Origin of the sequence: Micromonospora sp. KC723, from assembly GCF_004348595.1 — a bacterium.
In the GTDB taxonomy this organism is placed as follows: Bacteria; Actinomycetota; Actinomycetes; order Mycobacteriales; family Micromonosporaceae; genus Micromonospora.
Map to the genome: position 1 here is coordinate 1 of NZ_SMKD01000172.1, position 10,326 is coordinate 10,326.

Annotated in this window: 11 protein-coding genes and 1 other RNA gene; 10 read left to right on the plus strand and 2 right to left on the minus strand. The window is 70.9% G+C overall.

Annotation, left to right across the window (positions count from 1 at the left end; genetic code table 11):
- Positions 1-206: 206 nt before the first annotated feature.
- Complete coding sequence (locus tag E1165_RS25615) at positions 207-434, minus strand: helix-turn-helix domain-containing protein (RefSeq protein WP_132394303.1); 228 nt, start codon at positions 432-434, stop codon at positions 207-209.
- A gap of 208 nt (positions 435-642) precedes the next feature.
- Between E1165_RS25615 and E1165_RS25620 the strand changes: the two genes are divergently transcribed.
- Positions 643-1,155: a hypothetical protein gene (locus tag E1165_RS25620; RefSeq protein WP_132394294.1), complete on the plus strand. Its 513-nt coding sequence runs from the start codon at positions 643-645 to the stop codon at positions 1,153-1,155.
- Between the two features lie 33 nt (positions 1,156-1,188).
- Here E1165_RS25620 and E1165_RS25625 read toward each other — a convergent pair whose 3' ends face one another.
- Positions 1,189-2,244 carry a hypothetical protein gene (locus E1165_RS25625; protein WP_132394295.1) on the minus strand — a complete coding sequence of 352 codons (1,056 nt, stop codon included), beginning with the start codon at positions 2,242-2,244 and terminating at the stop codon, positions 1,189-1,191.
- Positions 2,245-2,588: 344 nt separating this feature from the next.
- On the opposite strand from E1165_RS25625, the gene pruA reads away from it, so the two are divergent.
- From pruA to E1165_RS25670, 9 genes are all read left to right on the plus strand, one after another.
- A complete protein-coding gene (gene pruA / locus E1165_RS25630; RefSeq protein ID WP_132394296.1) occupies positions 2,589-4,217 on the plus strand; it encodes an L-glutamate gamma-semialdehyde dehydrogenase in 1,629 nt (542 codons plus the stop codon).
- Between the two features lie 200 nt (positions 4,218-4,417).
- Positions 4,418-4,933, plus strand: a complete 516-nt coding sequence (locus E1165_RS25635) for a PadR family transcriptional regulator (RefSeq protein WP_132394297.1) — start codon at positions 4,418-4,420, stop codon at positions 4,931-4,933.
- A gap of 98 nt (positions 4,934-5,031) precedes the next feature.
- Positions 5,032-6,153 carry a peptide chain release factor 2 gene (gene prfB / locus E1165_RS25640; RefSeq protein ID WP_132394298.1) on the plus strand — a complete coding sequence of 374 codons (1,122 nt, stop codon included), beginning with the start codon at positions 5,032-5,034 and terminating at the stop codon, positions 6,151-6,153.
- 118 nt (positions 6,154-6,271) lie between these two features.
- Entirely contained in the window at positions 6,272-6,952 is a 681-nt protein-coding gene (gene ftsE, locus E1165_RS25645) for a cell division ATP-binding protein FtsE (protein ID WP_132182849.1), read from the plus strand.
- Positions 6,953-7,022: 70 nt separating this feature from the next.
- Complete coding sequence (ftsX, locus tag E1165_RS25650) at positions 7,023-7,898, plus strand: permease-like cell division protein FtsX (protein WP_132394299.1); 876 nt, start codon at positions 7,023-7,025, stop codon at positions 7,896-7,898.
- Between the two features lie 140 nt (positions 7,899-8,038).
- Positions 8,039-8,518: an SsrA-binding protein SmpB gene (gene smpB / locus E1165_RS25655; protein ID WP_132394300.1), complete on the plus strand. Its 480-nt coding sequence runs from the start codon at positions 8,039-8,041 to the stop codon at positions 8,516-8,518.
- A 105-nt stretch (positions 8,519-8,623) separates the two neighbouring features.
- Positions 8,624-8,999: a transfer-messenger RNA gene (gene ssrA, locus E1165_RS25660) on the plus strand.
- Positions 9,000-9,183: 184 nt separating this feature from the next.
- Complete coding sequence (locus E1165_RS25665; RefSeq protein WP_132394301.1) at positions 9,184-9,636, plus strand: hypothetical protein; 453 nt, start codon at positions 9,184-9,186, stop codon at positions 9,634-9,636.
- Positions 9,637-9,678: 42 nt separating this feature from the next.
- A partial coding sequence (locus E1165_RS25670) for a hypothetical protein (RefSeq protein WP_132394302.1) occupies positions 9,679-10,326 on the plus strand: 648 nt, incomplete at its 3' end.

The following is a 10,326-nucleotide window of genomic DNA, read 5'->3' on the forward strand; positions in this document are numbered from 1 at the left end:
GGCCAGAGGTCGGGGGCCTCGTCGGCGTACGGAGGGTCGCTGGGCGGGGCGGGACGCACCCGGATCGGAGGCCGTGGCGGCCCAGGACGGCGCGAGTCCACCATCGCTACACTCTCAATCCTTGCGTTTGCCTACGTTTGCCTTCGACCGGCTCCAATTCTTGGGTACGGCAGTGCCGGACGTCAATGCCCAGAGCGGTGGTACGGCTACTCGCCGTCGCGGTCGGCGAGGGGGTTGTCGCGGACCCACTCGGCGGTCTCGGCGTACTTGCGCTGGATGTACTCCTCCAGCCGGGCGCGCTCCACCCGCCACTGCCCACGCCCGCCGATCTTGATCGCGGGCAGCTCGCCACTGCGGACCATGTGGTAGACCTGCGAGTCCGACACGTTCAGCTCGGTGGCCACGTCGGAGAGCAGGAGAAACCTCGGCTCCACGGTCAACCCCCGATGTTGGCGTCGTTTGCCTCAGTTTGCCACCGCTGGCCGACGCGGCCCAGCATCTGCCGGCCCGTCCGGCGCACCGGCCCGGTGCGCCGCGCTTCCGCCGGCGTGGGTGCGGGGTGTATGACGGTTGCGGCGTACGGCATGATCGGCGCCCGGGACCGGCGGACCTGCCGGCCGACGAGCGATCGGGGAGACGACGGTGGGCGACCAGCTGGTCCGGGTGTACGTCCCGGCGACCGTGCCGATGCTGACCCTGCTACGGGAGCACGGGCTGCCGGCCGTCGAGGCGCACGCCGTCACTCCCGCCCTGCGGGAGTGGTACGCCGAGGGCGACGAGGAGGAGCTGGAGTACGTCGCGTTCACCCGCGCCGCCCAGGACTCCCTCCAGCTGCTGCGGGCTGACCCGGCCGCGCCCCGCCGCCGGGTGGTGGTCTCGGTGGACCTGCCACCGGCGGCGGTCGGCCGGGCCGGCGGTGAACTCGGCTCCAGTCACGTGCTGCTCGACGGCCCGGTGCCGGTGAGCGCGGTGGCCGCACTGCATGTCGACGGGGCGGCGGCGGTCGACGACGTCACCACCGCCGTCGAGGTGGTGGCCGAGGCCCTGGCCGGGGATCCGGACGCCCAGTTCGCCGTCGACGGCGCCGAGGACCACGAGCTGGAGTGGTACGACCCGTCGGAGCTCGACCTGCTGATCCACGCCGCGACGTCCTGACCGAGGGGAAGGCCCACGCCGGCCGGCGTCGGCTCAGTCCTCGGCCGTCTCCGGCTCGTCGTCACCGTCGGGACGGGCCGGGTCGAGGGTGCGGCCGAAGAGGACAAGCGCGGTGAGCGCCCCGACGAAGAGCACCCAGATGCCGTTGTCGATCCGGGAGGTGCCGAGGCTGGTCTGCGCGACCGCGTCGGCCTCGCTGAGCGCGCCGGCCAGGTCGAGCAGGGTCCGGCCGCCGACCCGGATGATCACCTCGGTGAGCAGCAGGAGCAGGCCCGGTCCGGCACCGGCGACGAGGTACACCGGCCAGCGCGACGACGGCGTCGCCGGGTCGCGCCGGAGCGCCCGGCGGCGGGCCCAGGTCAGGTAGCCGAAGGCGAGCAGCCCGGCGAGCAGTCCCGCGAGCAGCGACTCCGTGCGCGAGACCCACTTGGCGGCACCGACCAGCGACGCCTGCGAGCCGTCGGCGCCGAAGAGCCCGAACAGCGGGTCCCGGGCGCGGCTGAACGCCACCACGAACAGCAGCGTGCCGAGGGTGGCGGTGACGATCGCCCCGACCGGGGCGGCGTTCCGCGCCCCGGCGACGGCCGCGCCGATGATGGCCGCCGCCGCGCTGGTGCCGGCGATGGTGTTGGTGGTGGCATTGTCGGCGTAGGTCAGGTTGATCGCGACCGCGGTGCCGAGCCCGACCAGCATCCCGGTGCCGACGGCCGCCACGAAGCGCAGGGTGGCCCGGTCGCCGAGCCGCCCGGCCAGCAGTTCGCCCACCGCCAGCGCCACGGCCGCGCCGGCCACCAGGGCGGCGGAGATGACCCCGGGCAGCGCGAAGGCGGAGAGGCTGATGGCCGTGAGCCCGGCCGCCGCCGAGCGGATCGCCTCCCGGGTCGACCAGAGCATCGCGGCCAGCCAACCGACCGCCAGCAGCGCCAGTACGGCGGCGCCGGGAGCCGGTGCCGGCCGCCCGTCGCCCCGTCCGGAGCTGTCCGGCGGGAGCGCCGCCTCGCGGGTGGCGGGCGTGGTCTCGTCGACGTGGTCGGTGGTGTCCGGATGGTCCGGCTCCGCCGCCGTCGAGCTGCCGGGCTGCTTGCTCATGCTCTCCCCTTCGCCACCGCGCCCGACGTGCCAGCGGGCCGGGCAGGTCACCGGCCATCCAGGGTACGCGCCCGGCCGAAGGGTGACCGTCGGCCGGAGTGGCCTACTTTCCTTCGGCAGAACTCCGGATCCGGGTACGAATCGGTGTCTGATTCGGCGCTGTGCCTGTCGATCCACGGTTTCCGGGCGGGCTGGGCGTGATCGTCGCGCGACCCGCGTGGGAGAATCGCGGGAGGTCCCGCCGCCGCGACCGGTACCCCACGCGGCGCCCGGCGCCCGGCCGCCCGGCCGGCGCCCGCGGGTCCGGTTCCCGCCGTCGCCGTCGAGATCCCACAGGAGCCGTCATGGACGCCGTCTTCTCCGTACCCGAGCCGCGCAACGAGCCGGTACGCACCTACGAGCCGGGCAGCGCCGACCGGGATCGGCTCCAGCGGCGGCTGGCCGAGCTGGCCGCCGGGCGGATCGAGCTGCCGATGACCATCGCCGGTGAGCAGCGGATGGCCGGCGGCGAGCCGATCGTCGTGGTCCAGCCGCACCGGCACGCGCACGTCCTCGGGGTGACCGGCCACGCCACCCACGACGACGCCCGCGCGGCGGTCAAGGCCGCCAAGGACGCCGCGCCGATGTGGCGGGCGCTGCCCTTCGAGGAGCGGGCCGCGATCTTCCTGCGCGCCGCCGAGCTGCTCGCCGGCCCCTGGCGGGACACCCTCAACGCCGCCACCATGCTGGGCCAGTCCAAGACGGCCGTGCAGGCGGAGATCGACTCGGCCTGCGAGTTCGTCGACTTCTTCCGGTTCAACGTGTACTTCGCCCGCAAGCTGCTCGCCGAGCAGCCGATGTCCTCGCCCGGGGTGTGGAACCGGTTCGACCACCGCCCGCTGGAGGGCTTCGTCTACGCGGTCACCCCGTTCAACTTCACCGCGATCGCCGGCAACCTGCCCTCGGCGCCGGCCCTGCTCGGCAACACCGTGGTCTGGAAGCCCGGGCCGACCCAGCAGTTCGCCGCGCACTTCACCATGCGGCTGTTCGAAGCGGCAGGTCTTCCGCCCGGCGTGATCAACATGGTCACCGGGCGGGGCGAGGAGGTCTCCGACGTGGTGCTCGCCGACCCGGACCTGGCCGGCATCCACTTCACCGGCTCCACCAAGGTCTTCCAGCACCTGTGGCGGACCGTCGGCGAGAACATCGCCACCTACCGGGGCTACCCGCGTCTGGTCGGCGAGACCGGCGGCAAGGACTTCGTGGTCGCCCACGCCAGCGCCGACGTCGACGCCCTGCACACCGCGCTGATCCGGGGCGCGTACGAGTACCAGGGCCAGAAGTGCTCGGCCGCGTCCCGGGCGTACGTGCCGCGGTCGATCTGGGAGGGCGGGCTGCGCGACCGGCTGGCGGCGACCGCGGAGGCGCTCACCTACGGCGACGTCACCGACTTCACCAACTTCGGCGGCGCGGTCATCGACGACAGGGCGTTCGCCCGGCACACCGCCGCGCTGGAGCTGATCGCCGGCGACGGCACCTGCCGGATCCTGGCCGGTGGCACCGCCGACGACTCGGTCGGGTACTTCGTCCGGCCGACCCTGTTCGAGTGCGCCGACGCCGCGCACGAGACGTTCACCACCGAGTACTTCGGGCCGATCCTCGGCGTGCACGTCTTCGACGACACCCGGTTCGACGAGGTGGTCGCCCTGGCCGAGTCGGTCGCGCCGTACGCGCTGACCGGCTCCATCTTCGCCACCGACCGCCGGGTGGTCGACGCGGTGGCCGAGCGGATGCGGTACGCCGCCGGCAACTTCTACATCAACGACAAGCCGACCGGCGCGGTCGTCGGGCAGCAGCCGTTCGGTGGCGCGCGGGCCAGCGGCACCAACGACAAGGCCGGCTCCTGGCACAACCTGGTCCGCTGGATGTCGCCCCGGACGATCAAGGAGACGTTCGTGCCGCCGACCGACCACACGTACCCGCACATGGGCTGAACCGCGACGGCCGGCGGCGCGAACGGCGTCGCCAGCCGCCCCGCCCCCGGCGAGAGCCGTGCCGCGGCCCGACCGGCGGCGGTCAGGCATCGATCCTCCTGGCGCCACTGTCGTCCGCCGACAGTGCACATAGGAAATCTTGGGGGTGGCAAATACGGAAATCCTGGACGTGGTGACGGCAAAGTGGCAGCTTAGAGGGCATGGCGGAATCCGGAGTCAACCCTACCGCGGCGGCCCTGCTCGGCCTGCTGCACGAAGGGCCGATGACAGGCGGCCAACTGATGGCCGCCGCCGAGCGCCGACTGGCGCCGTACTGGTCGATGACCCGCAGTCAGGTCTACCGGGAGTTGCCGGTGTTGGCCGAGCGGGGTCTGGTGCGGCTCGGCAAGCCCGGGCCGCGAATGAGTCAGCCGTACGCGATCACCGCGTCCGGTAAACGGACGTTCTCCCGGTGGCTGGCGGAGAACCCGGGCAAGGACACGATCCGCAACCCGGTCGCCCTACGGATCGCCTTCGGTGACCTGCACTCGGCCAGCCAGCTGAAGAACCTGTACGCGACGGCGAACGAGTACCACACCGAGGCCCTGGCGCACGTGCGGGAACAGGTGAAGAACGCCAAGAAGGAAGGCGACACCTACGACGCGAGCGCGCTGGAGTTCGCCGTCGCCTACCACAAGGCCGCGCTCTCCTGGCTCAAGACCGCACCGGTCGGCTGACCGTCGGCGCGCCGCTCCGCCCCCGCGTCGGACACTTCTCGCGGGTTACCGTGGGGCTCGCAAGCCCGCCGCGGGCTCTCGCAGTACGCTTGTCTGTCGTGACCGTTGCCGATTACGCCGAACAGCTCAAGGAACTCGACGCCACCCTGCGCAACATCGAGTCGGTGCTCGACCTCGACCGCCTCCGGGCGGACAAGGCCCGACTGGAGGAGCAGGCGTCCGCGCCGGACCTCTGGGACGACCAGGCGCGCGCGCAGCAGGTGACCTCCCAGTTGTCGTACGTCAACGGCGAGATCAGCAAGCTCGGCAGCCTGCGGTCCCGCCTCGACGACGCGCACGTGCTGCTGGAGCTGGCTGACGCGGAGAGCGACTCCGGGGCGCTGGCCGAGGTGGAGACCGAGATCGCCGGGTTGGCCAAGGCCATCCAGGAGATGGAGGTCCGCACCCTGCTCTCCGGCGAGTACGACTCCCGGGAGGCGCTGGTGGCGATCCGGGCCGGCGCCGGTGGCGTGGACGCGGCCGACTTCGCCGAGATGCTGCTGCGGATGTACCTGCGCTGGGCCGAGCGGCACGGCTACCCGACCGAGGTCTACGAGACCTCGTACGCCGAGGAGGCGGGGCTCAAGTCCGCCACCTTCACGGTCAAGGTCCCGTATGCCTACGGCACCCTCAGTGTCGAGTCGGGCACCCACCGGCTGGTCCGGATCAGCCCCTTCGACAACCAGGGCCGCCGGCAGACCAGCTTCGCCGGCGTCGAGGTGCTGCCGGTGGTGGAGCAGACCGACCACATCGACATCCCCGAGAACGAGATGCGGATCGACGTCTACCGCTCCTCCGGGCCGGGCGGGCAGAGCGTCAACACCACCGACTCGGCGGTGCGGATCACCCACATCCCGACCGGCATCGTGGTCACCTGCCAGAACGAGAAGTCCCAGTTGCAGAACAAGGCCTCCGCGCTGCGGGTGCTCCAGGCCCGGCTGCTGGAGCGCAAGCGCCAGGAGGAGCAGGCCAAGATGGCGGGCCTCAAGACCGACGCCGCCGGCTCGTGGGGCGACCAGATGCGCTCGTACGTCCTGCACCCGTATCAGATGGTGAAGGATCTCCGTACCGAGCAGGAGACCGGCAATCCGTCCGCCGTCTTCGACGGTGAACTGGACTCCTTCATCGAGGCCGGTATCCGCTGGCGCAAGCAGCAGCAACTCGCCGGCGACACTGCGTGATCGTTCGTGGACGGGATGCGTCGTCGATCTCCAGGTCAGTGGGGCAATCGATGACGCGCCTCGCAACGGTGGGCCGTGGGACTTGGCTCTGCGGTTACACCGCGTAGACTCACCACCCGTGATTCAGCTTGAGCAAGTGACGAAGACGTACCCGAAGGCGTCCCGGCCTTCGCTCGACAACGTGTCCGTCTCGATCGAGAAGGGCGAGTTCGTCTTCTTCATCGGTCCTTCCGGCTCCGGCAAGTCCACCATCATCAAGATGCTGCTGCACGAGGTCAGCCCCAACAAGGGCCGGGTCGTCGTGAACGGCAAGGACGTCACGACGATGCGCTCCTGGAAGCGGCCCCACTTCCGGCGATCGATCGGCTGTGTCTTCCAGGACTTCCGGCTGCTGCCGAACCGCACCGCCTACGAGAACGTGGCGTTCGCCCTCGAGGTGATCGGCAAGACGAAGGCGGTCGCCCGCCGGGTGGTGCCCGAGGTGCTGGAGCTGGTCGGGCTCGGCGGCAAGGAGCACCGGTACCCGCACGAGCTCTCCGGTGGTGAGCAGCAGCGGGTCGCCGTCGCCCGGGCGTTCGTGAACCGTCCGCTGATTCTGCTCGCGGACGAGCCGACCGGTAACCTCGACCCGGACACCTCGATCGAGATCATGCGTCTGCTGGACCGGATCAACCGCACCGGCACGACCGTCGTGATGGTCACTCACGACTCCAACATCGTGAACCAGATGCGCCGCCGCGTCATCGAGATCGAGAGCGGTCGCATCGTGCGTGACCAGGCTCGCGGCGTCTACGGGTGAGCCGACGCGCCATCCCTGCCGTACGACCTGACGACGAACACCTCACGCCGGAGAGCCGGAGGAACACCCGATGCGGATGAAGTACGTCCTGTCCGAGGTACTGGTCGGACTGTGGCGCAACGTCACCATGACCATCGCGATGATCATCACGATGGCGGTGTCGCTGTTCATGCTGGGCGGCGCGGGTCTGCTGTACCAGAAGGTCGGCGACATGAAGGACCTCTACTACGAGAACGTCGAGGTCTCGATCTTCCTGAAGACCGACGTCAGCCCGCAGCAGCGGGACGACCTCAACGCCAAGTTGAAGAGCGACCCCCTGGTGAAGGAGGTCACGTACGTCAACAAGGACGAGGCGTACAAGCGCTTCCAGGAGATGTACCAGGACGCGCCGGACCTGGTCAACGCCGTCAAGGCGGACCAGTTGCCCGAGTCGTTCCGGCTCAAGCTGGTCAACCCGGAGCAGTACAAGAACATCTACGACCAGTACAAGGGCACCGAGGGCGTCGACGAGATCGTCGACCAGAGCCGGCTGCTGGACAAGGTCTTCGGCGTCCTCACCGGGATCCAGACCTTCGCGCTGGTCATCGCGGTGTTCATGGCCGCGGCGGCGCTGCTCCTGGTGGCCAACACCATCCAGGTGGCCGCCTACAGCAAGCGGCGTGAGGTCGCGGTCATGAAGCTGGTCGGCGCCTCGAACTGGTTCATCCAGGCGCCGTTCGTGCTGGAGGCCGTGGTCGCCGGCCTGATCGGGTCGATCCTCGCCCTCACCTTCATGGCGGTCGGCAAGTACGCCGCCTCGGGTGGCTCGCTGGCGGCCCTGGAGGGTCTGATCACGCCGATCTCCTGGTCGGACATCTTCCTGATGTTCCCGATCATGGCCGGTGTCGGCGCCCTGTTCAGCGCGGTCACCGGCTGGATCACGCTCCGGTTCTACCTGCGGGTCTAGGCACCGTCCCCCGGCTCTCCGAGGGCCCTCCCGCGCCGGGAACAAACGGCGCGGGAGGGCTCTTGTCGTTCGGGTAGCATGATCTGCGCCCGCGGGCCGGTCGTCCGGTCGCGGGGTCACACGGAAGGGGGTGGCGCCGGATGCCACGGGAAAAGGGCCGCAAGGTGGTCGCCTCCAACAAGAAGGCCCGCCACGACTACGCCATTCTCGACACGTACGAGGCGGGCATGGCGTTGACCGGCACCGAGGTCAAGTCGCTGCGGGCCGGCCGGGCGTCGCTGGTCGACGCGTTCGCCCAGGAGCGTGACGGCGAGCTCTACCTGCACGGCATGCACATCCCGGAGTACACCCAGGGCACCTGGACGAACCACGAGCCCCGGCGTACCCGCAAACTGCTGCTGAAGCGACTGGAGATCGACCGGCTGATCGGCAAGACCCGCGAGGGTGGGCTGACCATGGTCCCGTTGCAGGTCTACTTCTCCGACGGCTGGGCCAAGGTGGAGATCGCCCTGGCCAAGGGCAAGAAGGCGTACGACAAGCGCCAGGATCTCGCCAAGCGGGACGCCGAACGGGAGATCACCCGGGCGGTGGGCCGGCGCGGCAAGGGAATGGACGACTGATTCGTCCCGTTTGCCCGGCTGGCAGGTCAGGCCCCGGCCTCGGGATGAATCCGGTTGCGGCAGGCGTTAGTCTTGACGGTGTCGCCAACATCGGCGGCCTGTCGAGGGGGTGACTGGTTTCGACTTCGTACGTTGCGGCAGGGGAAGCGAGCCGAGGAAGCCGACGTCGTCTCGAGAATCGTTCGTCGGAAACCAATAAGCGCCAAGAACAATCGCGCTGACTTCGCTCTCGCCGCCTGAGGCGAGTAGCAAGTCTGTCGGCCTGGGAGCGCCTTCGACCCAGTTAGCCGGCATCAGCTAGAAGGCTGGCCAAGCGGACCCGGTCGCGGGGTCCGTGCGGCGAGATCAATCAGCGACTGGGCCCGTCACACCGACTCGCTCGCGTGATCGGAGGGGCCGAGTAGAGGCATAGCGAGCTGCGCTCGGAGAAGCCCTGACAAGGCGGCGAAGGACCCGGGTTCGATTCCCGGCACCTCCACCACCTGACGATGCGCCCCGGTCCACCCGGACCGGGGCGCATCGCTGTGCCCGTCGCGTGTTGCCCATGGTGCTGGCGGGTCCCGGGACTGCCGGGGCCAATGAGGCCTTCCGATGCTCTGGACATGCCCTGAGCTGCGGGTCCACCATCGCTGTACGCGATGAAGCGCCAGCAGCGGGGAGGTGCCATGGTCACCCGTCCGATCCAGCAGCCGTCCGTCGTCCGTCCGCCCGCCGCCCGCGGGCCTGTCCGGGCCCCCGAGCTGACCGCCCTGGCCCGGGCGCTCGCCCTGCCAGCCGGAGAGCCGCGCTGGCGGGAACGCGTCGCCGGCCACCTCCTCCCGGTCCGGCAGGGCTTCGTCGACCACGTCCGGCTCACCGAGGGACCGGGTGGGCTCTACACCGAACTGCTCGGCCAGGCACCCCGACTGCACCGGGGCGTACGACTGCTGACCGGCGAGCACGCGGCGCTCCTCGCGGCGCTCGCCGACCTCCAGCACGCGGTGCGGCAGCGCCGGGTGACCGCCGCGGAGCTGCGCCGGCGTACCGGGGATCTGCTGCGGGCCCTGGCCCGGCACCGGCAGCACGGCGCGGACCTGCTCTGGGAGGCGTACCAGACCGACCTGGGCGGGGAGACCTGAGCGGGCCGGGAACCGGCCGATCCCGGCCCCCGTCCAACCGGCATGCGTCGACTCGTCGCCCTGTTCGGGTTCCCCCTGCTGACCTTGGCCGCCTGCGCGCCGACCGGTTCCGCCCCGTCCGGCGGCGATCCGGACCACCGGTGGGAGGCGTTTCACCAGCGGGCCACCGAGATCGCCGAGGCGTGGCAGCCCGGCCCAGCATGGGCCAGCGGGTACGTCCCGTTGCAAGGCCCGACCGTGCTGGTCGGCGACCCCGACCTCACCCCCGACCTCAAAACGGCCCTCGCCGCCGGCTGGTACCGGGACCAGATCCAGATCCCGGCGACCCGACCGGCCGCCGGCACCATCCGCTTCCCGGACGGCAAACTGGCCGTGCCGCTGGTCAGCGCCGCCGAGGCGTACCGGCAGCTCGACCAGGGCGACCCACCGCCGTGCGAGGGCCGCCCGAAGGGGCCCGCCCCGACGACGGAGTCAGGCCCCAATGGCACCGTCTCCGCCCCCGCCGGCACGGCATGCGTCCCGCTGACCGTCACCGCCGTCACGCTCGGCACCGTGCCCGTACGGACCAGCCGGGGCCAGGCCGAGGTGCCGGCGTGGCTGTTCACCGTGGCCGAACTCGGCACGCGGGTGGCCCGGGTGGCGGTCGCGCCGCAGGCGGTCACCGCGCTGCCGGAGCCCACCGCCCCCACC